This window comes from uncultured Microbacterium sp. (assembly GCF_913776565.1).
GTDB lineage: Bacteria > Actinomycetota > Actinomycetes > Actinomycetales > Microbacteriaceae > Microbacterium.
Window position 1 is genome coordinate 14,942 of sequence record NZ_CAJYPF010000031.1, and the last position, 22,721, is coordinate 37,662.

Sequence of the window (22,721 nt, forward strand, 5' to 3'; positions counted from 1 at the left end):
CGCGTCGGCGGGGGAGGGATGCCATGACCCCCGATCCGCGTCCCCCGCAGCGCGTGCGGGTCACGGCATCCACCGCGGGTCGCGTCTCACGCCCGGCGACGCGGGGATTCGCACTGCCGGGACGGGTCGCCGACGAGGCCGAGGCGGTCTTCTCGCGGGGACTCGTGCGCGCGCAATTGCGTCTGGCGCTCGGGTGCGTGTCGGCGTTCGTCGTGGTCGCGGTGGTGCTGACGGGGGTGATCGCGGCTCTGCCGACCCTGGGCGATCCGGTGCTGTGGGCGGTGCCCCTGTCGTGGCTGCTGCACGCGTACGGGTTCTACCCCGTCATCCTCGTCTTCGCGCTCATCTACGTCCGGGCCGCGGCCCGCAACGAGCGCCGCTACCGGCAGCTCGCCGAGTCGGGGCCGGCCTCGTGAACCCCGTCTTCGACCTCGCGGCGGTCGGTGCGCTCGTCGTGATCACCGCGGTGCTGGGCTTCGCCGGCATCCGCACCTCGCGCACGCGCAGCGACTTCTTCGTCGCGTCGCGCAGCGTCGGGAGCGTGTGGAACGCCTCGGCCATCAGCGGCGAGTACCTGTCGGCCGGAACGTTCCTGGGGCTCGCCGGTCTGGTGCTGCTGTCGGGGGCCGAGGGGTTCTGGTTTCCGATCGGCTACGCGGCGGGATATCTGCTGGTGCTGCTGTTCGTCGCGGCGCCGCTGCGCCGCAGCGGGGCGTACACGATCCCCGATTTCGTCGAGGCGCGACTGGAGTCGCGGGCCGTCCGGCGGGTGACGAGCATCGTCGTGCTCGTCATCGGGTGGCTGTACATCGTGCCGCAGCTGCATGGCGCGTCCCTCGCCCTGGGCGTGGTCGCCGACGTCCCGTCGTGGGTGGGCGGGGTGGTGGTCGCGGTCCTCGTCGCGGGGATCGTGGCCGCGGGAGGCATGCGCGCCATCACGGCGGTGCAGGCCTTCCAGTACTGGCTCAAGCTCACGGCGCTCCTCGTGCCCGCGGTGTTCCTGCTGGTCGCGCTCGCCGGCGACGGGGCCGCGATCGATTCGGCGCGGGTGTTCCCGGTCGAGAGCGGACCCGGCGCCCTCGACGCGTATGCGACGGGGTCGCTGCTGCTCGCTCTGCTGCTCGGCACGATCGGTCTACCGCACGTGCTGGTGCGCTTCTACACGAGTCCTGACGGGGCATCGGCGCGACGCACGACGGTGGCGGTGATCGTGCTGATCGGGGCGTTCTACGCCGTCTCGTCGACCATGGGGCTCATCGCCCGCGTGGTCGCTCCCGACCTCGCCGCCCCCGGCGTCGCCGACACCGTGGTGCTCGCCCTGCCGTCGCGGCTGTTCCCCGGTCTGACCGGGGAGTTGCTGACGGCGCTGCTCGTCGCCGGAGCGTTCGCTGCGTTCCTGGCGACGTCGTCGGGGATCATCGTGTCGCTCGCGGGGGTGGTGAGCCAGGACGTGTTCGGCGGCGGCGTGCGATCGTTCCGTCTGTCGGCGGTGCTGTGCACGGTCGTGCCGCTGGTCATCGCGCTGCTGACGCAACCCGCGGGCCTGGTGTCGAGTGTGGGGCTCGTGTTCGTCTTCGCGGCCTCGACGCTGTCGCCGGTGCTGCTGCTGGGCGTGTGGTGGACGCGGCTGACAGCGCGCGGCGCGGTGGCGGGCATGGTCGTCGGGGCGGTGTCGTGCGGGGCGGCGCTGCTGGCCGGCGCCGCGCTGCGCGACGCGGGTGGCTGGGCCGTGCTCTTCACGCAGCCCGCCGCGTGGACCATTCCCCTGACGACCGCGGTGATCGTGCTGGTGTCGCTGGCCGATCGCGGCCGTGTGCCGCTGCGCGTCGACCGGTACCTGGCGCGGCTGCACACTCCCGACGTGTGAGGTCCGACCCGCGGCGGTACGGTTCGGCCGCCGTTTTCTCAGCCGCGCGCGCGGTGGCGCCGCACGGCGGCGCGGTTGGCGCAGCGCACCGAGCAGTACCGCTGCCGCCCGTTTCGGGTGACGTCGACCACCACACGCGTGCAGGGCTCCGCCGCGCATCGTGCGAGGCGGTCCATGCCGCGGGTGACGAGGTGCAGCGACGTGCCGACCGAGATCACCGCGGCGAGCACGCGGGGGAGTTGCTCGTCACTGTCGCGATAGTGCAGGTGCCAGCCCTCGCCGTCGTGGTTCGTCAGTCGCGGGTATGCCGTCACGGCGGCCATCTGGGCGTTCAGCAGAGTCGCGCGCGTGTCATCGTCGGGGGCGTCGACGATGCGCAGCCAGTCGTCGATCACGGCGCGCGTACGCGCATGATCGTCGCATGCCTCGGGAAACGTCATCGTCATCCCCAACTCGCGCGTGCGGGCCTCGATGCCATCGCGGTCGTCCGGCCACTCGTTCGCCAGCGAGGCGGCCAGCAACACGGCGTACTCCCCGTAAGGGTTGAGATGCATAACGGCATTACATCACGCTGGGTGCATGACCGCCCCACGCCTTCTCCCCACCGCCGGAACGGCATCCGTCCACGAGCACGCGTGGGTCACGGAGTCGTCGCACGTCACGAGCGGGGGTCGCGTGCACTACGTCCGGTGCATGACGTGTCCCGCCCGCCGGGTCGACGTGACCTCGCCGGCCTGGCTGCCGCCGTCGGCGGCCTCGCGCGTGTGCGGAGTCGCTGACGTCCGGTCCACAGGCGCCGCACCGGACGGCGGCGCACGGTAGCGTCGAAGGGACCGTCGACGGAGGACGCATGCTGGTTCTGAGCCTGATCGCCGCGATCGCGGCAGCATTGCTCGCGCCCGTGCTCGCGCTGCACGTCTGGTACGCCATCGGCCTGTCGCGCGTGCTCGAGACGCGGGGAGCCGAGCGGTGGCGCGCCTGGGTGCCGCTCGTGAACGACGCCGAGATCTTCCGGCTGGGTGGCATCGACCCCGTGCGTGCGGTGCTGCTGGTCGTGCCGGTCGTGAACATCTACGCCCTCGTACTCAAGGCGCGCGCCGCCCATCGCCTGGGAACGGCGGTGGGCCGCGGCGCCGGTACCACCGCCCTCGCGCTGCTGCTGCCTCCGGTGTGGGCGCAGGTCCTGGCCGCTCCCGAGAGGGCGACGGATGCCGAGCCCCCCGCGCCCGGGCCGCAGCGGCGGACCGAGACTCCGGCGTCCCCCGCGCCCGAGGCCGCCGGTCCGATCACCGCCGTGCCCGGGACGATCGCGGCAGCGGCCGGGGGACGTGCGTCGACCGGCGAGCCCGTCGTCGCCCCCGCCCCGGTCGTCCTTCCCGGGCCGGTCGAGATCGCGCCCGCCCGGCCCGCGTCCGAGGAGTCACCCGTCGAGGATGCCTCGGCGGCCGCAGCGTCGTCGGAGCGTCGTGCACCGTCGGCGGGCCTTCCTGCCGGTGTCGACAGCACGTCGGTGCGACGTATGCCGTCGCCGGGCGCCGCGGAGCTGCCCGCCGATGACGACGACACGTCTTTGCGTGGTGCACCGTTGTCGGGCGCCGCGGAGCTGCCCGCCGATCTCGAGAACACCTCGCTGCGCCGGACGCCGCAGACCGCTCCGGCGTCGGCAGCCGTGTCGGTTCCGGCTTCGGAGGGCGCGGACGTCCCCACGCGGCGCTCGCCGCGCACCGTCGCGACGGACCTCCCCGCAGATCTCGAGGCCACCTCGCTGCGCCGGACACCCCAGACGGCGCCCGCCGGGTCGCCGGCATCCGCCGACCCGAACGCATCCGTCGAGCGGACGGCATCCGCCGAGCCGTCGGCGCCCGCCGAGCCGTCGGCATCCGCCGAGCCGTCGGCATCCGCCGGGTCGTCGGCATCCGCCGAGCCGTCGGCGCCCGCCGGGTCGCCGGCATCCGCCGGCACGCCTGGCACCCCCGCGACGACGTCGCGTCCTGTCGACGCCGTGGCCGGGACGCCGGCCCCCACCGTCGATCGGGTCGACGAGACCACGGACTCCACCGACACCACGGTGGGTGCGGGGGTGGGCGAGGCCGCAGCGCCGGTCGAGGAGCAGACGCAGACCGTCCGCCCTCGTTCCCGGCGCCGAGGGGAGTGGACGCTCGATCTTCCCGACGGCACCCGTGTGCCGCTGACGAGCCGGACGGTCCTGCTCGGGCGAAAGCCCGTCGCCCTCGACGAGTCGGTGCAGGCGGTCCCGATCGCCGATCGCACGCGGACGGTCTCCAAGCAGCACGCGCGCCTGGAGTGGACGGTCACGGGCTGGACGGTGACCGACCTCGACTCCACCAACGGCGTGACGCTCGTCCACGACGACGGCCGGACGGAACGCCTCACCGCCGGATCGACCGCGATCGCTCCGAGCCGGTTCCGCCTCGGCGACGCGCACCTCGACTTGCGACCCGCTGCCTCGTCCTGACCGGCGGCGCTGCGCGCGTCGCCAGGCACGGTGGCCCTGCCGCGCCGCCGGCCCGCGCGGCCGCGCCTCTCCGCACGCGAGACAGCGTCCCGCGAGACAGCTTCCCGCTGACAAGTCGGTTGCAGAATGTCGCCGAGTTGTCAGCAGCGTGCAGTCTCGCTGCTCCCGGCGCCCCGGCGCCCGCGCCCCCGCCCCGCGCTACTCGCCCGCGTCGCGTCCGTACAGCCCGCGCCCCGTCGGCGGCTGACGCCGCGGGGCCGTCTCCTCGCGTCGGCGGCTGACGTAGACGGCGAGGGCGCCGATCCCGCCCAGCGCCACCAGCCCCGCGAGGCCGATCCCGGTCGCGGTGAGGATGGCGGCGGCGTCCGGTCCCGGTCCCACGATCACCGCGACCGCCCCGGGCGTGCCGGTGGGCGACGCGCTCGGCGTCGGCGAGACGAACGGGCTCTGCGGGCCTCGCAGTCCCGACCCGGGAACGAGCACGATCGCGTCGTAGGGCTGCACGACACCCCAGCCCGAGGTGTTCGAGCGCGTGTCCGGCTGCGCGCGCACGGCGGTCGCCTCGAGTCGGTACGCCCACTGCGCGGGAGTCTCGTCGGGATGAGCGGATGCCACCAGAGCCGCCGCGGCCGAGACGTAGGCCGCCGCGTAGCTCGTGGCGGGTTCGTCGGCGGCGACGACGCAGTCCCCGCCGAGCGGCCAGGTCGAGGCGATCTGCTGACCCGGAGCGGACAGTCGCACGTGCGTGCCGTGGATGCTCGCCTTCGTCACGGTGCCCTCGGCGCCGGTCGCGGCAACGCCGATCGCCCCCGAGAACCCGGCCGGGTAACGCGGCCCGTCGTTCTCGTCGATCTCGACGGCGGCGTCGGAGTCGCGATTGCCCGCGCTGGCGACGACGAGGCTCCCGCGCTCGGCGGCGTAGGCGACGGCGTCGGCGAGGGCGCCGTTCTTCTCGGTCGTGCTCATCGAGACGTTGATGATCTGCGCCCCGCGGTCGGCGGCGGCGCGGATGCCCTCGGCCATCCGCGCGGTGTTCGGTCCGAACCCGGCCTCGCGCACCTGGTCGGACACCCCCGCGTAGACGCGGATCGGCAGGATCTTCGCGGCCGGGGCGAGTCCCTGCACGCCGGAGCCGGTGATGGTCTGCGCGGCGATCTGGCCGGCGATCACGGTGCCGTGACCGTACTGGTCGGTGCGCCCGGAGCCGTCCGTGCCGTCGGGCACGAGGTTGACCCCCGGCAGCACGACCGCGTCCAGGTGCGGGTTCGCCGCGATCCCGGAGTCCACGACGGCCACGGTCACCCCCGCCCCGCGGGTGAGAGACCACGCCGTGTCGCTCTGCAGCGTCTCCAGCGCGGGCGGAGTCTGGGTCACTCGGGTCTCGGCGGTGCACTGCTCGCTCGTCGCGGAGCGGATCCCGGATGCCGGCCCCACCGCCTGAGCGGGCAGCGGCGTCGCGACCAGCCCGACGCTGACCGCGACGAGCACCGCCGCGACCCGCGAGAGAGCGGTCACTTCGCCTCCGGCGTGCGCTGGGCGGCGCTCTCGCTCAGGGAGGGGCCGGTGGCCAGCAGCGCGGTCCAGCCGTCCGCGATCGCCCCGACGTCGCCGGTGCCGTACCCGAGGCGGGCGATGGTCTCGTCGGTCGCGCCGGGCAGGGGGAACGCGGTGCCGGTGGCATCCACCAGGGTCAGCACGCTGGCGCTCTGATCGCCGCGCCCGCCCGCGCGCACGAGAGCGCCGTGGCTGGGGTCGACGCGCACGCCCGAGGGGACGGCGGTCGAGGCGGGCTGCGTGGCCAATGCGGTGACGGCCTGACCCTCGCCCGGTTGCAGCACCGCGCACGGGCGCTGTCCGCTCGGCACGGTCTCGAAGCCGACGCGCGGCCAGTCGTCGCCGAGTCCCTGTGCGGCGGTGGGCAGGCTGCGGATCTCGTCGGCGGTGACCTCGGTCACCTGTCCGCCCAGGGCGCTGCCGCTGCCCAGCTGATAGAGCTGCCACGCGAGGGGCGAGAGGGCTTCGAGCACACCGCCGGTCTGCACGAGGAAGCGCTCGTCGTCGGCGGCGCCCGCCTGACGCACGACCTGTCCGACGCGTAGCGAGGTGCCGGCGACATCCTGGCCGTAGTTCTGCAGGGTGATCGGGGTGAGCGCGGTGCCGGAGGTGAAGAGGTCGAGCCACGCCGCGGGGACGGTGAGGGGCGAGAGCGACGAGATGCCGGCCGCGCGCAGCACGGCATCCGCATCTTCGCTCGAGACGGCGAAACTGCGATCGCCCTGGACGACGTGCAGGATGCCGTCGGCCGACACGACGACGGCGCGGTCGGTGGCGGGTGCGGGGCCCGCCGCGGACGAGATGCGCACATCGACGCCGGTGTCGTCGCTCACGCACGCGCTCCACCCGGTGTTGAGCAGCCCGGATGCGGGCGGCAGTTCGTCGGGGGCGCCGGTGATGCCGAGCGTCTCGCCGACGGGTGTGCCGTCGAGGGTGGCCTGATCTGTGGAGATGACGGCGTAGTCGTTGGCCGGCAGCAGCAGGCGGGCGCTGGCGGTGTTGATCACCGGGTGCAGGACGCCGTCGACGGTGACGAATCGGGCGCCGGTGTCGGACACGAGGACGAGCTTGCCGTTCTCCCATCCGGTCGGAAGCCCGGGACGGATCAGCCCGTAGAACACTCCCACCAACACGACGAGCACCGACAGCGCGATCGCGGCGATGACGGCGCGAAGGGGAGACGCCGGCTGCAGTTCTTTGCCGCCGGGAGCGCCGCTGACGAAAGCGGTCAGCAGGCGTCGGCGCGAGAAGTTCTGCGCCTCGATCAGATCGCCCTTGGTGGCCACGTCAGGCCAGCCCGGACGAGATCACGGCCAACGGGAGCAGCGACGCCAGCACGAGCAGTTCGGCGGTGTCGGCGAGCCGGGTCAGGCGCAGACGGGTCTTGGGGGCGAGCAGGGTGACGGTCACGACGGTGACGGTGGCCACCGCGAGGACGACGAGGATGCCCACGCGCAGCCCCGGCTGCGCGAGCGAGGCCGCGACGCCCGCGACCACGAGTCCCAGGATGCCGGTGGCCATGACGGTCAGCACGCCCGAGCGCGCGAAGGTCTGGCGCGACGGGAACATCATGCCGGCGAAGGCGAGGGCGCACAGGACGGCGCCGGTGGCATTGTGCGCGGCGACCAGCGGGGTGGCGAGCAGCACCGCGGCGGCGAGGGCCAGACGCAGCGCGATGAGGATGCGTTTGCCCTGCGCGACGCGGGCGGCGACGTCGTCGGCGTCGATGGGCTCGGGGTCGGCGAACATCTCGGCGTCGCTCTGCGGCGACACCACACGGAGCCGCGTGGTGCTGATCGCGAGCCAGGGCAGGGCTCCGCCGAGCGTGGCGACGACGCCGACCATCAGCGTCCAGACCGCGGCGGGGTCGAAGAAGGCGGCGAGAGTTCCCGCGACGCCGACCGCCCCTCCCGCGACGAGCGGGGCGAGCTGCAGTTCCGCGCGGTCGCGCGAGAGCGCGAGGGCGATGCCCGCGACGATGAATGCGGCGCCTCCTGCGGCGGCCATGGGCCACCCCCACATCGGCAGGGCCACCGGTACGGCGAGGTAGCCCGCGACTCCGGCGAAGACGGATGCCGCGATCCCCAGGCCCTGGCCGGCTTCGCGCTGGCCGAGGCGGGCGACGACGGCCGAGACGATCAGTAGCACGACGGCACCGCCGCCCGCGACGAGCGCGCCGAAGGGGAGGGCGCGACCGGCCGCGAGCAGGAGCACCGCGCAGACGCCCAGCAGCGCGAGGCTGACGGCCAGGGCGGTGCGGGCGTTGTCGCGGGTCGTCCAGGGGCGGTTCTGCTGCGCGGTCGCGTCGATGACCGCTTCGACGATGTCGTCGTACACCCGGGGCTGCGCGACCAGTCCGCCACGCACGAGCGTGAGCACTTCACCGTCGACGATGCCCTGGGCGGATGCGCCCCTCGCTGGATCGACGGTCGTGCCGTCGGCGCGCTGCAGCGCGTAGCCGGCGGAGGTCATCGACGCGTCGAGCACGCCGAGCGACCGGGCGAAGCCGGGGAGGAACTCGATGACGGGGATCTGCGCGGGGATCGCGATGTCGAGGCGACGCCCCTCGCTCTGCACCGACAGGCGCAGCAGCGCACGCGTCGCGTTCATCACGTCAGCCATCCGCGGCCCCCTCTTCCCGGACCGAAGCCCCTGCGGTCGGACCCCGAAATCCTATCGTCGCCGCGGGGCGGGCCCGCGGTGGGTGGCGGTCAGCGGAACCGGGCCGCCGAGGCCCGGTCGGCGGTGACGTAGTCATCGGCCATCGAGTCCGTGGCGTTCGCGATGCGGTGCAGGGCGTCGCGCATCTGCTCGAGGGTGGCCGACCACTGGCGCTGCGCGGTGTCGTAGGCGCTCTGGGCAGATCCCTCCCACTGGCCGCGCAGGCGGGTGACCTCGGCGTCGAGTCCGCCGAGGGCGGCGTCGATGCGGGCGCTTTCGGCGCGCAGGCGTGCGGCGGTGGCGTGGAGCGACTCGGGGGTGACGCGCAGATCGCTCACGGCTGGCCTCCGAGCATCGCGCCCAGACCCTGGATGGTCGCGCCGTGGGACTCCTCGACGGCTTCCTGGTCGCGGGCGGTGGCGCGCAGTGAGGCGCTGAGGTCGATCAGCACGTCGTTGAGCCGGTTCGCTCCTGCCGTCCATTCGTTCACGAGCGCGCCGTAGGCGGTCGCGGCGTCGCCCGACCACGTGCCGCGGAGCTCGTCGAGCTCGTCGAGCACGCGCCGGGTGCTGTCGGCGATGTCGGCGTGGGCGCCCGTGACGGCCTCGGCGCCGCGGGCGAGCGCGCCCTCGCCGACCAGGATGCGATCAGACATGGTGTCCTCTTCTTCGGGTGATGGGGGTGGCCGCGGTCGACGTCACTCGTCGCGCTCGCCGGCCTGCGCGTTCTCGGAACGGGGCCCGATCTCCTCGTCGTCCTCCATGCGCGGGGCGATGGGGCCGCCCAGACCGCGGGCGATCTCATCGCGGCGCTCGGAGCGTGAACCGGTGCCGCCCATTCCGCCGATACCGCGCGTGCCGGCGCCGCCGGAGGCTCCGCGCACGCCGCCACCGGCGGCGCTGCTCCCGCCTGTCGCCCCGGTGGTTCCTGCGCGCATCCCTGCGCCGCGTGCCGTGGAGGAGCCGGGGGCCCCGCCTCCGGCCGCTCCGCCGGCGAGACCGCCGACGCCGCGCGTGCCGAGCCCGGAGGCTGCGGGCGACGTCTTTCCGAGCAGTCCGCCGCCGCGGCCCGATGCGGCCGTCGACGACGTGCCGCCACCGAAGAGGCTGCCGCCGGGGGCCCCGGCGCCGCGGGCGAGACGGCTGAGCGCGGCGGCGCCGCCACCACCGGCGACCAGGCCGGCGCTGAGTCCCGAGCCCAGCCCGGCGCCCAGCCCGCCGCCGCCGAGTCCGCCGGATCCGGTGCCGAGGTGCCCGCCACCGGGGGCGGACGGGATGACGCCGGGGAGCGTGGGCGTGCCGGTGAGCGGTCCGTCGGGGGTGGGCTCGGGCGGGATGCCGCCGAGGTCGATCGGAGGCTTCGTCCCGAGATTCACGTGAGGATCGTCGGCGAAGAAGGGACCGTAGTGGTCGAGTTCGGCGTCCCCGCCGCCGGCGTCGCCGTGGGACGCAGGCTGTCCACCGACCGGGACGGGCAAGAAGGTGGGGCTGCCGGAGCGTCCGAGGTTCCCGCCCGCGTTGTCACCGGTCGGCGTGGGCGAAGTGCCCGCCGAGCCGTCCGACCAGACGTCGAATGTCGGTGGCTCGTCGAGGGTGAGGGCGTCCATCTCCGCAGCGTGCGTCGACATGGCGTCGGCCGCGGCCTGCTCGCGCTGGTTCGCGAGATAGCCGTTGATGGCCGCGGACGCCCCTTCGCCGGCGAGGAATGCAACCGGACCGAGAACGAGGGACGACCCGACGGCTGCGGCTCGAACGGCGGCTTCTTGTCCGCCCGACATGCTGCCCGCGGGAAGCTGAGCGAGCGACTCGCGGGCACGTTCGCGGATGCTGTTGGCCTGCGAGATCCTGATCGCGGCCGTGACCTGGATCCAGTTGATCTGCTTCTGCACCTCGGTCGCGGTGGCGGCGAACGTCGAGCTGGCGGCTTCTCCGCTCTGCCCCATGACACCGGGGTCGGCGGCGACTTTCTGGAGCACGCTCTGCAACGAGGTGAGTCCCTCGAGCAGGGGGATTCGCCCGGGCATGGCCCAGGCGTTGCCGTTGTCGGCGAAATCGATCAATCGCTGTTCATTGGGGCCGGTCATGATGCATTCCTCCCGCGGACTTTCCGCCGTTGCGCGATGACGACGATGACGGTGATCGCTGCGGCGACGATGACGAGACCCACCACTGCGGCGATGATCCAGGGCACGAGGGAGCCGACGTCGAACGTGTTCGCGCCGGCCGCTTCTCGGTCGAACGTGCTCTGCCGTTGCGTCTCGGGTGCCTCGAAGCCGTTCGCGCGGGCGGAGGCGATCTGGTCCGCGGTGGGTGCGCCGAACGGTCCCTGCATGAGAGGGGTCTCGTCTGGGAACGAGGACGGATCCGTCTCGAGGAGCGTGGGCAGCCAGGCGGCGCCGTACCCGAAACCGTCGTCGGCTCTGACGGGTTCATGCTGCGCGCCGTTGGTGCTGGACAGGAGCGCGTGAACGAGCTGGTTGCCCGTCGCTTCGGGGTATTTCTGCGCGGCGAGCGCCAGCATGCCGGCCACCGTCGGCGCGGCGTAGGACGAGCCCTGCCGCGAGGAGGAAGCCGACCAATCCCCCGCCCACCCGACTGTCGGCAGGCAGCAGCCGGAGGCGACGACCGTCGTCGAGGGGATGACGAAGGGGGTTCCGTCATCCTGGACCTGCAGGTTGCCCTGGGAGTCGATGCCCGACACTCCGACGACGCCGTTCATGCCGGTGTAGTCCTTCGCGACATTCACCCCCGAGTTCGGATTGGGGTAGGCCGCGACGATCGCGACTCCGCGTGCGACGGCGTAGGCGATGACGGGGGCGTCGGCCTCGGACGCCACCATCGAAACAGCCGACACGATCACCCGAGCGCCGTCATCGACGGCATTCTTCACGTTGAAACCGAAGTCGCTCAGGCCGCCGGTGTCGTTCTTCGTGCAGCCCGCTTGCGGACCCAGACCGTAGAACGTCAGGTCGGCGTCGGGCGCTATGCCCGAGACGAGGCCTGCTCCGGTCCCGTTGCCGATGATCATCGCCGTGATCGTCGTTCCGTGGATGGCCGGAGAATTTGCTTCGGTCGTGACGGCGTCTCCATCGCTCTTGCAGAGCGGCTTGTCGGAGATTGAGAGATTGGTCCCCTCGAAGACGGGCAGGTCGGGGTTGATCTGACTCTCGATCACCGCGACCTTGACGCCTGCGCCGGTGAGCCCGGCGGCATGCGCGGCACCGACACCGTACGTGTCGGCCCACCATTGCGCGTTGTTGCCCGGGGCGCTGGAATCGTCGGCTGCGGAGGCTGCCAGTGGTGTCGAGACGCACATGATCGCGGCGAGGGCCGCGGAGCCGAGCAGCGACCAGAGTCGGTGACGATGGCTCATCGCGTCAGCCCCGAGATGAAGGACTGCGTCGACGATGTGGACGCGCCCGCGCTGCCGGTGGGTGGGGAGCTCGTCGCGGAGTCGATCACCGACAGGGCCTGTTGCGCCTCGTCGGCCCCCATCGCGTCCCGCTCTTGCAGTGCGGTGACCGCGTCCGAAAGCGCTCGGGCGTGTTCCGCCACCCACGATCGGACCCGTTCGATCTCGGTGGCCAGCTGATCGGCGCGCTGCTCGAGGTGCCGGGTGAACTCTGCCGAGGTGTCCTCGGATCGGTTCCCCTCGACCTCGCTGATGGTCGCGCTCGGCGGGATTTCTTCGGGGACCTCGGTGAGCAGCACGACGTTGTGCTGGACCTGGTCGCTGTCGTAGCCGATCGGACCACTCATGGAACTCCTCGTTTCGTGAAGCGGGGGGCTGAAGGGGAAAGCGGCCCGGGGCGGACCGCACGAACCGGCGGCCGCCGAAGCGGCCGCCGGTTCGTGGCGACTCAGACGAAGCGGCCGGCGGCGGACTTGTCGGTCGAGGTGTAGCCCTGGGCGATCTCTTCGGTCTTGCCGGCGATCTGCTGCAGGAGCTCGTTCAGGCGGGTGATGGACTGGGTCCACTGGGCCTGGGCCTGGTCGTAGGCGACCTGCGCCTCGCCGTCCCACGAGGCGCGCAGCGCGCCGACCTGGGACTCGAGCTCGTCGAGACGGGTGCGGATGCCGGAGGCGCCGTTGCGGATCTGACCGGAGAGGGCGATGACCTGCTCGGGACGAACGGACATGGACTGCATGGGGGTTCCTTCTTTCGAGTCGAGCGGGGTCAGCCGAGCAGCGAGCCCAGGTTGCCGATGGTCTGCTGGTGCGACTCCTCGGAAGCCGCCTGGTCGCGCTCGGTGCCGCGCAGGGCGTCCTCGAGCGTGACGAGCACGTTGTTCAGCTTGGTGGTCTCTTCGTTCCAGCGCTGCATGAGCTGGGTGTACGAGCCGGCGGCGGCGCCGGTCCAGAAGCCGGCCACCTGGTCGAGCTCGGTGCGGACCTTGCGGACCTGCTCGTCGATGCCCGACTTGGCGGTGTTGACCGCCTCGGCTCCGCGACGAAGCGCACCCTCCTGGGCTGCGATGAGATCTGCCACGTCTGTCTCCTCGATGTTCCTCCGGGCGCGCCCGGGCGTTGGGGATCTGTCGACCGTCTCGAATCGCTGACCCGGAACGGCGTCGATGGAGGAAATCGGAGCCCCCACCGGGCATCGACGTTACGTAATTCCGAAGAAGAACGACAACCCCCTGTGGATATTCGAAGATGACAAAGTTCTCATCTTTATCCCCGGTGGGGTCAGGAAAGACGGAAGGCCCGCTCGAGCGGCGGCTACGCTGGTGCGGTTGCCGCCCGCGAGGCGGTGCACAGCGCAGACGAGGGGGAGCGGTGAGCGCGGAGGTCACGCAAGGGCGGCGCGTCGCCCTGATCGACGGCGAATCCCGCTTCGATCTGGTGGTTCCCCTGCACGCTCGCGTCGACGACGTCCTGCGCGCGGCGGGTGCGGCGATGCAGCCGGGTGCCCGGGTGGTCGGTATCGCCGGTCGCGAGGTCCCCCGCCCCACGGCGATGTCGGCCCTCGAAGACGGCGTCGTCCTCGTCGTTGTGGATCCCTCGGTCGTTCCGCCTGGGGAGGAGGGGCGCGCGGCGATCGCTCGCGCCGCGACGCGCGTCTCGGCCGCGTGGGCGGTCCTGGCGGCGGGGGGTGGCATCCTGGCCCTCATCCGTGGGCTCGGGGGCGAAACCCTGCCCGTGCAGGTGCGCGTGATCGTCGGCGCGGTGGCGCTGGTCGGGGCCCTTCTCGCCGCGATCGCGGTCGGGTTGCGCGCCCGCCCCCGCACGGCGACGCTCGCCCCGGTCGTCGGCGTGGTCGCCCTCGCCTTCGGCGGGGGGACGGCCGTCGTGCCCGACCTGCCGGCCTCGACGACGCTCGTCGCCGTCTTCACGGGTTTGCTGGCGTCCGCGGTGGTCGCGGGCGTCCTCGGCGTCGTGGGCCTCACCGACGCCCTGCGCGCCCAGAGCCGCACGGCCGCGATCATCGCCGCGGTCCTCGCCGCGATCTGGGGAGTGGCCCTGCTGCTGCACCTCGACCCCTCCGCGCCGGCCGCCGTGACGCTGGGTCTGGTCCCGGTCGCGCAGCGCGTGCTGCAGTCGAGCCTCGTCGACGTCGCTCCCGGCACGTTCATCGACTACGACCGTTTCCAGAGCACCCGGTGGACGGTGCGCCAGGCCGTCCCCGACGAGGTGCGCACGATCGAGGCCGACGACGCCGACGCGCTCGTGGCGCGCTCGACCGCCCGTCTCAGCGTCGGGACGGTGCTGCTCGTGGCCGCGGGCTCCGCGAGCGCGTTCGTCGCGATCCCGACGTTCGCGGGCGACGGCCCCGTCGTCCTCGGCGGGCGGATCGCCCTGGCATCCGCCGTCGTCCTGTCTCTGCTGCTGAGTTCGCGGCGCAGTACCGTCCCGTTCCTGCGGTGGGTCGCCCGCGCCGGGGCGGTCGCGGTGGTGGCCGCCGCGGTGACCGCTCTGCTGCCGGTGTTCACGCCCGACCTGCTCGTGCTCGTGGCCGGTCTGCTCCTGCTCGGAGGGCTGGGGACGGCGCTGCTGGTGGTCCCGGTGGGGCGGGGGCTGCGCTCGCTCGGGTGGTCGCGCACGGGCGACGTCTTCGAGGCGCTCGCGACGGCTCTGTCGCTCCCGGCTGGCCTGCTCGCCGCCGGGGCGATCGAGATCGCGCGTGCGATGATGGCGACATGACGCAGACGCCGCCGTTCGGCGCGCCCGCGACCGTGGGGGTGCGCGTGGGAGCCTTCAGCGTCGACGCGGCCCTGGTCGTCATCGCCGCGGGCGTGGCATCCCTTCTGAGCTCTCCGATCCTGGGGGCGGCGGTCGCCGCCGAGGCGCTGCTGGGTCTGTGGATCCTGCAGGCGCGACGGGGAGCGACCCCGGGCGCCCTGCTGTTCGGTCTGCGCGCGTCCCGCGTCGAGGCTCCGATGGTCCCGGGAGCCGGTCGGGCCTTCGTGCGCGGGGGACTGGTCGTGCTCGGCGGGCTGATCCTCGTGGCCGGTGCGTGGGTGGTGGTGGCCTCGGCGGCCTTCGACCGCTCCGGACGGCGCCGCTCGTGGGCCGACCGCGCCGCCGGAACCGTCCTGCTCGCCGTGCCCCGCAGAACGAGCGGGACGGATGCCGACGCCCCCCGCGCCCTCGCCGAGCCCACCGTGCACGCGCGATCCGCGACCCCGCGCGAACCGCTGCGCGTCGACGCCTCCGCCGCCGCCCTCCCCGACGCCCCGGCGTGGGGCGAGCCGCTCGTCGCCCTCGAGTCCCGGACGGTGGCCGGGGAGCGCCCCGTCGCCCCCTCGGCCGTCGCATCGGTCGGGGGTGCGCAGCTGCTGATCGTCTTCGACACGGGTCAGCGCGCGCAGTTCGCCCTGCCCGCGGCGGTGCTCTTCGGCCGCGCGCCCGTCGCCGAGCAGCCCGGCGATGTCGTCGTCGCGGTCGACGACCCCGACCGCCTCATCTCGAAGACCCACCTGCGGCTCGAGCACGACGGCGACACCGCGTGGGTCATCGACGCCGGCTCGACGAACGGATCCGAGCTCATCGACGACGACGGTACGGTCCACGTGCTGCGACCGGGCTCGCGCACCCTGCTCGAGGACGGCACGCGCGTGCGCCTCGGCGAACGCATCTTCACCCTCAGCCGCTTGATCGGAGGTCCGGTGTGAGCACGGGTCCGCGCATCGCCCCGCCCTCTCTCCCCGACGGCCGGATCGTCGTCCAGCCCCCGCCCGAGCTCGTCCCGAACGAGGGCGGCAGCGGCATCCTGACCTCGCTCCTGCCGATGCTGGGAAGCGTGGGCGCGATCGTCATGGTGACCATCTCGAACAGCGGTCCGACGGGGTTCCTCATCGGCGGCATGTTCCTGCTGTCGTCGCTGGGATTCGTCGCGGTCAACGGCTGGCGGCAGCGCGCGCAGCGCAACGCCCAGGTGCTCGGCAACCGCCGGGAGTACCTCGCCTACCTGTCCGACCTGCGCGACACGGTGCGCGTCGCCGCGCGCAAGCAGCGTCGCCATGGCGGGTGGATCATGCCCGCGCCCGCCGCCCTGCCGTTCATCGCCGAGGAGCGCTCGCGCGTGTGGGAGCGCCAGCCCGGCGACCCGACCTTCCTCCTCGCGCGCATCGGCGTGGCCGACCAGCCGCTGAGCCTCACCCTCGAGGCGCCCGAGCTGCCGCCGCTCGCCCAGCTCGATCCCGTCGCCGCCTCGGCCGCGCACCGCTTCATGCTCACGCACGAGATCCAGCGCGACCTGCCGCTCGGATTCCCCCTCGCCGACTACGCGCGGATCGAGCTCGTCGGCTCCGACGACGAGGGCGCGCGCAGCCTGGCACGTTCCCTCGTGGCGTCCGCGGCGACCCTGCACGACCCCGAGGACGTGGTCATCGCGGTGCTCGCGGGGGCTGCGCAGACGCCCGCCTGGGACTGGGTCAAGTGGCTGCCGCACGCGATGTCGTCGCGCGTGCAGGACCGACTGGGCCCCGCGCGGATGATCGCGGCATCCATCGACGACCTGGTCGACATGCTGCCGCCGCAACTGTCGTCGCGCCCCCGTTTCAGTCCCGGGGCGGCCGTCACCCCGCACGTGATCCTCGTCGTCGACGGAGTGGATGCCACCACCGGCGGCGCCCTGGCCGGACTCGAGGGCGCGCAGGGCGTCACCGTCATCGACCTGCCGACGCGCTGGGACGAACTCGACGATCCCGTCGTCGCCCGCGTGGCCCTGCCCGACGCTCCCGCCCCGGCGCCGCGGGGACGCCCGAACGCCCCCGCGGCCCCCGCGCTCGCCGAGTTCATCGACGGCGCGGGCCGCGCGCAGAGCTTCGTCCCGGATGCCATGAGCATCGCCGAGGCCGAGGCGACCGCGCGCCGGCTCATGCCGCTGCGCCCGGCGCCGATGGTCGTCGCGGACGCGCCCACCACCCAGGGGCAGGCGGAGCTGACCGAGCTGCTCGGTCTTCCCGACGTCCGCGCCGTCGACTTCGATCAGGCGTGGACGCCGCGCCTCGAACGCGACCGCCTGCGCGTTCCCATCGGCCAGCAGCCCTCGGGTGCGCCGCTGGTGCTGGACCTGAAGGAGTCGGCATCCCAGGGAATGGGTCCGCACGGCGTGATGGTGGGCGCGACCGGATCGGGCAAGTCCGAGGTGCTGCGCACCCTGGTGCTGGCGCTCGCGATGACGCACTCGCCCGAGCAGCTCAACTTCGTCCTCGTCGACTTCAAGGGAGGTGCGACCTTCGCCGGCATGGCCGAGATGCCGCACGTCTCGGCCGTCATCACCAACCTCGGCAGCGAGCTCGCTCTCGTCGACCGCTTCCAGGACGCACTGCAGGGCGAGGTCGTGCGCCGCCAGGAACTGCTGCGCGCGGCGGGCAATTTCGCCAACGTCGGAGAGTACGAGGCCGCCCGCCGCGGGGGTCGGACCGACCTCGCGCCGCTTCCGGCGCTGCTCGTCGTGGTCGACGAGTTCTCCGAGCTGCTGACGGCCAAGCCCGAGTTCGTCGACAGCTTCCTCAACATCGGCCGCGTCGGCCGCTCGCTCCACGTGCACCTGCTGCTCGCCTCGCAGCGTCTCGAAGAGGGCAAGCTGCGCGGCCTCGACACCTATCTGTCGTACCGGATCGGTCTGCGCACGTTCTCGGCATCCGAGTCCCGCACCATCATCGGCACGGCCGACGCCTACACGCTGCCGCAGGAGCCGGGCGTCGGCTTCCTCAAGAGCGACACCGAGAACCTCGTGCAGTTCCGCGCCGCTTACGTCTCGGGTCGCCCGCGCGGCCTCGCCGGCACGAGCGTCGACAGCCAGGGCGCGGCGATCGCGGGTCCGGCCCGCGTCGAGGTCTTCACCGCCGCGGCCCAGCCCGACGATGAGGAGGAGCGGACGGATGCCGCGCCCGCGTCGCCCGCGACCCCCGTGGCCGAGAAGCGCTCGACGTTCCAGATCGCGGTCGACCGCATGAAGGACCGGGGCCCCGAGGCGCACCAGGTGTGGCTGCCGCCGCTGGCCGAGCCCACCCCGCTGGATCAGCTCATGCCCGACCTCGCCGAGGATCCGGCGCTGGGCCTGGTGTCGAGGCGCTGGAGGGATGCGGGCGCCCTCACCGTGCCGATCGGTGTCGTCGACATCCCGCTCGAGCAGCGCCGCGACCACCTCACCGTCTCGCTCGGCGGGGCGGCGGGTCACGTCGCGATCGTCGGGTCGCCGCTGAGCGGCAAGTCGACCCTCGCCCGCACGCTCGTGTCGGCCCTGGCCCTGACCGGCACGCCTCTCGAGCTGCAGTTCTTCGTGCTCGACTTCGGTGGCGGCGGTTTTACCGCGATGCAGCGCCACCCGCACGTGTCGGGTGTGGCCACGCGCACCGAGCCCGAGGCGGTGCGCCGCGCGATCGCCGAGGTCGAGGCCGTGCTCGACGCCCGCGAGCAGTACTTCCGCCGCAACGCCGTCGACTCGATGGACACCTACCGCTCGCGCCGGCGCGAGGGGCGCCTCGACGACGGCTTCGGCGACGTGTTCCTCATCGTCGACGGCTGGTCGACCCTGCGCAGCGAGTTCGAGGCGCTCGAGGCGCGCGTGCAGACGATCGCGGCGCGCGGTCTGAGCTTCGGCGTGCACGTGGTGGTCACCGCGAACCGGTGGCTCGAGATCCGCGCGAACCTCAAGGACCTCATCCAGACGCGCCTCGAGCTGCGCCTGGGAGATCCGACCGACTCCGACGTCGATCGCAAGCAGGCCGCGAACGTGCCCGTCGGCCAGCCCGGCCGCGGTCTGAGCTCGACCTCTCTGCAGATGCTCACGTCGGTGCCGCGCATCGACGGCTCCGACGACCCGGCCACGATCGCCGACGGCGTGACCGACATGATCGCCCGCGTCTCGGCCGCGTGGCACGGCCAGCCCGGACCGAAGCTCCGTCTGCTGCCCGAGCTCATCTCGCTCGACGAGGTGCGCGCGCTCGCCGAGCCCGGCGACCCGCGCATGCTGCTCGGGATCGAAGAGGCGCAGCTGTCGCCCTTCGGCGTCGACCCGCGGACCGAACCGCACCTGTTCGTCTACGGCGACTCGGGGATGGGCAAGTCCTCGTTCCTGCGCGCGGTGGCGGAAGAGATCCAGCGCCTCTACACCCCCGCCGAGGCGAAGATCTTCGTGGTCGATTATCGTCGCGCGCTGCTGGGCGAGATCCCCGACGACTACCTCGGCGCCTACCTCACCTCGCACGACCTGGCCACGGGCGGCATGAACGACCTCGCCCAGTACTTCTCGACGCGCATCCCCGGTCCCGACGTGACGCCGACGCAGTTGCGCGAGCGCAGCTGGTGGAAGGGGGCCGAGGGGTTCATCCTCGTCGACGACTACGACCTCGTCGCCACGAGCCAGGGCAATCCGCTGGCGGTGCTGCAGCCGCTGCTCGCGCAGGCCGGCGACCTCGGCCTGCACGTCATCCTGACCCGACGCTCGGGCGGCGCCAGCCGCGCGGCGTACGACCCGATCATCCAGCGCTTCACCGACCTGGGTGTGACCGGCATCCTCCTCGGCGGCAACCCCGAAGAGGGGGCTCTCATCGGCCGGGTCAAGCCCGAGCGGGCGGCGCCCGGGCGCGCGCAGATCGTCAGCCGCGAGCACGGTCTGGTGGCTGCGCAGCTGGCGTTCTCGCCGTCCGCGCACTGAGTCGCCCCTCCTCCCCACCGCCCCGGTTCCGTCCGATGGACACCGGGGCGGTGTCGGTGTCGGCGGCCCGGGTTACCGTGGAGGGGTGACTCATCCCGGCGCCGCCTCCGAGTCGTACGCCGACGCACCGCCCGAGTCGTACGACATCCCCGACGACCCGTACGCGGGAGCCGACTGGGACCCCGACCTCTTCGCCCCGCCCGAGGATTTCGACGCGCCGCCGCCCCCGGTCGACCCCGCTTCGGCCTTCGCGCGGGCCGCCGTCGCCACCGGTACGGCCCGCGAGCTGCCCGCCGTGCGCGACTTCACCGGGCACGACCCGCGGGCGGTGCTGCACGAGGTCTACGGTTACGACGCCTTCCGCGGCGATCAGGCCGACATCGTCCAGCACGTCGTCGACGGCGGGGACGCCGTGGTGCTCATGCCCACCGGTGGGGGCAAGAGCGTCACCTACCAGGTGCCCGCCCTGGTGCGCCCCGGTACCGGGCTGGTCGTCAGCCCCCTCATCGCCCTCATGCACGATCAGGTCGAGGCGCTCATCGCCAACGGTGTGCGCGCCGGCTACCTCAACTCCACCCAGGCGCCCGCCGAGCGGCAGGCCGTCGAACAGGCCTATCTCGCCGGCGAGCTCGACCTGCTCTACGTCGCCCCCGAGCGGCTCAACGGGGCGCAGACCCTCGGCCTGCTCTCGCGCGGCCGGCTCAGCGTGATCGCGATCGACGAGGCGCACTGCGTGTCGCAGTGGGGTCACGACTTCCGACCCGACTATCTCGCCCTCGGCGACCTGGCCGACCGCTTCCCCGGGGTGCCGCGTATGGCGCTCACCGCCACGGCCACGCCCGAGACCGCGCGCGAGATCGTCGAGCGCCTGCGGCTGCGCGATGCCCGCGGCTTCGTGGCCAGCTTCGACCGGCCCAACATCCAGTACCGCATCGACGCCAAGGTCGACCCGCGCCGCCAGCTCGTGCAGTTCATCCGCTCGCAGCCCGAGGGCTCCGCCGGCATCGTCTACGCCCTCAGCCGCAAAACCGTCGAGCAGACCGCCGCCTACCTGGCGTCGCAGGGGCTCGACGCCCTGCCGTACCACGCCGGTCTCGACTCCTCGGTGCGCGCGGCGCACCAGTCGCGTTTTCTCCGCGACGACGGCGTCATCATGGTGGCCACGATCGCGTTCGGCATGGGTATCGACAAGCCCGACGTGCGCTTCGTCGCCCACATCGACCTGCCCAAGTCGGTCGAGGGCTACTACCAAGAGACCGGTCGTGCGGGTCGCGACGGCGATCCCTCGGTGGTCTGGATGGCCTACGGCCTCGGCGACGTCGTGCAGCAGCGGCGCATGATCGATCAATCGCCGGGCGATCGCTCCTACAAGCTGCGTCTCGGTCAGCACCTCGACGCCATGCTCGCGTTGTGCGAGACGGTCGGATGCCGGCGGCAGAACCTGCTCGACTACTTCGGCCAGCGCTCCGAGCCGTGCGGCAACTGCGACACGTGCCTCACGCCGCCCGACACGTGGGACGGCCTGATCGCCGCGCAGAAGCTGCTGTCGACGATCGTGCGTCTGCAGCGCGAGCGCGGCCAGGCCTTCGGCGCCGGGCACCTGATCGACATCCTGCGCGGCGCCAAGACCGAGCGCATCGCGCAGCAGGGCCACGACCGCCTGAGCACGTACGGACTGGGCGCCGACCTCTCCCACCAGGATTGGCGCAGCGTCATCCGCCAGCTGCTCGCGCGCGGCATCATCGTGGCCCAGGGCGACTACGGCACCCTCGCGCTGAGTGAGGCATCCGGCGGTGTCCTGCGCGGCGAGACGCCCGTGCCGCTGCGCCGCGACGCGCTCGGCCGCACGGGCGGCGGGAGCTCGAGCCGGCAGCGCAAATCGAGCGCCGACGACGTGGCGCCCGGTGATCGCGACCTGTTCGAGGCGCTCCGCGCCTGGCGCGCCGAGAAGGCGCGGGAGCAGGGCGTGCCCGCTTACATCGTGTTCGGCGACGCGACGCTGCGCGCGATCGCCGCAGCCCGCCCGGCGTCGATCGGCGACCTCGACGGCATCACCGGCATCGGCGCCAAGAAGCGCGAGGCCTACGGCGACGGCATCCTGACGGTGGTCGCGGCGAACTGACCCGGGCGGCGGGTCGGCCCGCCGGCCGCCCCGCGCACCGGCCGCGCTCCGCGCCGCCCGCGCTGCGCGCTGCCCGGTCGCTCGCCCGGGTCGCTCGCCCGGGTCGCTCGCGCCGGTGGCTCGCGCCGGTCGCTCGGCGTGCCGAGACTGCATCCGGCTGACAAATCGGTTGCAGGATGTCACCGAGTTGTCAGCCGGGTGCAGTCTCGCGTCCCCGCGGGGGAGCGCGGGACCGGGCGCGCCGCGGAGCGTGCGTGCGCCGAGCCGATCGGCGCTCAGCGCACGCACGGGAATGTTGACCACCCACAACGACCCGGCGCCACGGAGCCCGGCGTCGTTGTCGTCATCGCACAGGATGTTTGAGCGGACGTTGTGGGACACCTACCGTGGTGGCATCCCTTTGCAACGTCGAAAGGTGCCGAGAATGACCGACGCCGCCGTCCGTCCCACCACGCCCGCCACGAGCACGCGCACGCCCGTCGGAGGTGCGCCCACCGCGCCGCACTCCGCCGCCGAGGCAGCTGAAGCCCGCATCGACACCGAGCGGGTCACCGACCTGTTGCTCGGCACGTGGGGCCACATCCGCCGCGAGGCGCGCGAGATGATCAAGGACCCTGCTCTGTGGCGCGACGACAGCCTGGGCATGGATGCGCACCGCGAGCGCACCCTCAGCCAGCTGCACCTGCTCGTGCAGAACAAGGCGGTGCACCGGGCGTTCCCCAAGCGCCTCGGCGGTGAAGAGAACAACGGCGCGAACATCGCCGGGTTCGAGGAGCTCGTCGCCGCCGACACGTCCGAGCCGTGGCCCGTCTCGGTCATCGCGAACGCGCCGGGGATCTCGAGGCTCATGATGCCGGGCAGCCACTTGTCGTGATGCTCACGGGTGCCCAGCTGCAGCACGGCCGAACCGAACAGGCCCCACTGCACGCCCG

At 73.0% G+C, this 22,721-nt stretch carries 19 protein-coding genes; 8 read left to right on the forward strand and 11 right to left on the reverse strand.

The features are described 5' to 3' along the window. Positions 1-23 precede the first annotated feature (23 nt). Together QZ433_RS01955 and QZ433_RS01960 are read left to right on the forward strand one after the other, a co-directional pair. Positions 24-416: a heavy metal transporter gene (locus QZ433_RS01955; RefSeq protein ID WP_295779760.1), complete on the forward strand. Its 393-nt coding sequence runs from the start codon at positions 24-26 to the stop codon at positions 414-416. Then, positions 413-1,867 carry a cation acetate symporter gene (locus QZ433_RS01960; RefSeq protein ID WP_295779761.1) on the forward strand — a complete coding sequence of 485 codons (1,455 nt, stop codon included), beginning with the start codon at positions 413-415 and terminating at the stop codon, positions 1,865-1,867. The genes QZ433_RS01955 and QZ433_RS01960 overlap by 4 nt, the downstream gene beginning before the upstream one ends. A gap of 38 nt (positions 1,868-1,905) precedes the next feature. On the opposite strand, the gene QZ433_RS01965 is transcribed toward QZ433_RS01960, so the two are convergent. Further along, positions 1,906-2,421, reverse strand: a complete 516-nt coding sequence (locus tag QZ433_RS01965; RefSeq protein ID WP_295779762.1) for a CGNR zinc finger domain-containing protein — start codon at positions 2,419-2,421, stop codon at positions 1,906-1,908. A gap of 296 nt (positions 2,422-2,717) precedes the next feature. Between QZ433_RS01965 and QZ433_RS01970 the strand changes: the two genes are divergently transcribed. Then, positions 2,718-4,343, forward strand: coding sequence for a DUF5684 domain-containing protein (locus QZ433_RS01970; protein WP_295779763.1), 1,626 nt, complete (start codon positions 2,718-2,720; stop codon positions 4,341-4,343). A 198-nt stretch (positions 4,344-4,541) separates the two neighbouring features. On the opposite strand, the gene QZ433_RS01975 is transcribed toward QZ433_RS01970, so the two are convergent. The 10 genes from QZ433_RS01975 to QZ433_RS02020 all read right to left on the reverse strand — a co-directional run bounded on the left by QZ433_RS01975 (position 4,542) and on the right by QZ433_RS02020 (position 13,046). Further along, positions 4,542-5,858, reverse strand: a complete 1,317-nt coding sequence (locus tag QZ433_RS01975; RefSeq protein WP_295779764.1) for a S8 family serine peptidase — start codon at positions 5,856-5,858, stop codon at positions 4,542-4,544. Further along, a complete protein-coding gene (eccB, locus tag QZ433_RS01980; protein WP_295779765.1) occupies positions 5,855-7,183 on the reverse strand; it encodes a type VII secretion protein EccB in 1,329 nt (442 codons plus the stop codon). Before eccB ends, QZ433_RS01975 begins: the two co-directional genes overlap by 4 nt. Position 7,184: 1 nt before the next feature. Further along, positions 7,185-8,519: a type VII secretion integral membrane protein EccD gene (eccD, locus tag QZ433_RS01985; protein ID WP_295779766.1), complete on the reverse strand. Its 1,335-nt coding sequence runs from the start codon at positions 8,517-8,519 to the stop codon at positions 7,185-7,187. Between the two features lie 89 nt (positions 8,520-8,608). Next, complete coding sequence (locus tag QZ433_RS01990; protein ID WP_295779767.1) at positions 8,609-8,896, reverse strand: WXG100 family type VII secretion target; 288 nt, start codon at positions 8,894-8,896, stop codon at positions 8,609-8,611. After that, the gene (locus QZ433_RS01995; RefSeq protein WP_295779768.1) at positions 8,893-9,213 is read right to left on the reverse strand and encodes a WXG100 family type VII secretion target; all 321 of its coding nucleotides are present in this window, start codon (positions 9,211-9,213) and stop codon (positions 8,893-8,895) included. Before QZ433_RS01995 ends, QZ433_RS01990 begins: the two co-directional genes overlap by 4 nt. 42 nt (positions 9,214-9,255) lie before the next feature. After that, positions 9,256-10,641 carry a hypothetical protein gene (locus QZ433_RS02000; RefSeq protein ID WP_295779769.1) on the reverse strand — a complete coding sequence of 462 codons (1,386 nt, stop codon included), beginning with the start codon at positions 10,639-10,641 and terminating at the stop codon, positions 9,256-9,258. Beyond that, positions 10,638-11,930: a S8 family serine peptidase gene (locus tag QZ433_RS02005; protein ID WP_295779770.1), complete on the reverse strand. Its 1,293-nt coding sequence runs from the start codon at positions 11,928-11,930 to the stop codon at positions 10,638-10,640. Before QZ433_RS02005 ends, QZ433_RS02000 begins: the two co-directional genes overlap by 4 nt. Beyond that, positions 11,927-12,316 (reverse strand): hypothetical protein, encoded by a 390-nt coding sequence (locus QZ433_RS02010; protein ID WP_295779771.1) that lies wholly within the window; start codon positions 12,314-12,316, stop codon positions 11,927-11,929. The genes QZ433_RS02005 and QZ433_RS02010 overlap by 4 nt, the downstream gene beginning before the upstream one ends. Before the next feature lie 101 nt (positions 12,317-12,417). Then, the gene (locus QZ433_RS02015; protein WP_295779772.1) at positions 12,418-12,705 is read right to left on the reverse strand and encodes a WXG100 family type VII secretion target; all 288 of its coding nucleotides are present in this window, start codon (positions 12,703-12,705) and stop codon (positions 12,418-12,420) included. 29 nt (positions 12,706-12,734) lie between these two features. Then, positions 12,735-13,046, reverse strand: a complete 312-nt coding sequence (locus QZ433_RS02020) for a WXG100 family type VII secretion target (protein WP_055831852.1) — start codon at positions 13,044-13,046, stop codon at positions 12,735-12,737. A gap of 290 nt (positions 13,047-13,336) precedes the next feature. Here QZ433_RS02020 and QZ433_RS02025 point away from each other — a divergent pair, with 290 nt between their 5' ends. From QZ433_RS02025 to QZ433_RS02045, 5 genes are all read left to right on the forward strand, one after another. Beyond that, the gene (locus tag QZ433_RS02025) at positions 13,337-14,701 is read left to right on the forward strand and encodes a hypothetical protein (protein WP_295779773.1); all 1,365 of its coding nucleotides are present in this window, start codon (positions 13,337-13,339) and stop codon (positions 14,699-14,701) included. Then, positions 14,698-15,672: an FHA domain-containing protein gene (locus QZ433_RS02030; protein WP_295779774.1), complete on the forward strand. Its 975-nt coding sequence runs from the start codon at positions 14,698-14,700 to the stop codon at positions 15,670-15,672. Before QZ433_RS02025 ends, QZ433_RS02030 begins: the two co-directional genes overlap by 4 nt. Then, on the forward strand, positions 15,669-19,667 hold the full coding sequence (eccCa, locus tag QZ433_RS02035; protein ID WP_295779775.1) for a type VII secretion protein EccCa: 3,999 nt from the start codon (positions 15,669-15,671) through the stop codon (positions 19,665-19,667). The genes QZ433_RS02030 and eccCa overlap by 4 nt, the downstream gene beginning before the upstream one ends. A gap of 145 nt (positions 19,668-19,812) precedes the next feature. Then, positions 19,813-21,789: a DNA helicase RecQ gene (gene recQ / locus QZ433_RS02040; RefSeq protein WP_295779776.1), complete on the forward strand. Its 1,977-nt coding sequence runs from the start codon at positions 19,813-19,815 to the stop codon at positions 21,787-21,789. Between the two features lie 424 nt (positions 21,790-22,213). Next, positions 22,214-22,663, forward strand: a complete 450-nt coding sequence (locus tag QZ433_RS02045) for a hypothetical protein (RefSeq protein WP_295779777.1) — start codon at positions 22,214-22,216, stop codon at positions 22,661-22,663. Positions 22,664-22,721: the final 58 nt, after the last annotated feature.

Bases quoted from the DNA above. Each gene is read 5' to 3' on its own strand.
- QZ433_RS01970 (WP_295779763.1), top strand. From the start codon at position 2,718: ATGCTGGTTCTGAGCCTGATCGCCGCGATCGCGGCAGCATTGCTCGCG.
- QZ433_RS02010 (WP_295779771.1), bottom strand. From the start codon at position 12,316: ATGAGTGGTCCGATCGGCTACGACAGCGACCAGGTCCAGCACAACGTC.
- QZ433_RS01995 (WP_295779768.1), bottom strand. From the start codon at position 9,213: ATGTCTGATCGCATCCTGGTCGGCGAGGGCGCGCTCGCCCGCGGCGCC.
- eccD (WP_295779766.1), bottom strand. From the start codon at position 8,519: ATGGCTGACGTGATGAACGCGACGCGTGCGCTGCTGCGCCTGTCGGTG.
- QZ433_RS02000 (WP_295779769.1), bottom strand. From the start codon at position 10,641: ATGACCGGCCCCAATGAACAGCGATTGATCGATTTCGCCGACAACGGC.
- QZ433_RS02045 (WP_295779777.1), top strand. From the start codon at position 22,214: ATGACCGACGCCGCCGTCCGTCCCACCACGCCCGCCACGAGCACGCGC.
- QZ433_RS01965 (WP_295779762.1), bottom strand. From the start codon at position 2,421: ATGCATCTCAACCCTTACGGGGAGTACGCCGTGTTGCTGGCCGCCTCG.
- QZ433_RS01955 (WP_295779760.1), top strand. From the start codon at position 24: ATGACCCCCGATCCGCGTCCCCCGCAGCGCGTGCGGGTCACGGCATCC.
- QZ433_RS02005 (WP_295779770.1), bottom strand. From the start codon at position 11,930: ATGAGCCATCGTCACCGACTCTGGTCGCTGCTCGGCTCCGCGGCCCTC.
- QZ433_RS02030 (WP_295779774.1), top strand. From the start codon at position 14,698: ATGACGCAGACGCCGCCGTTCGGCGCGCCCGCGACCGTGGGGGTGCGC.
- QZ433_RS02015 (WP_295779772.1), bottom strand. From the start codon at position 12,705: ATGCAGTCCATGTCCGTTCGTCCCGAGCAGGTCATCGCCCTCTCCGGT.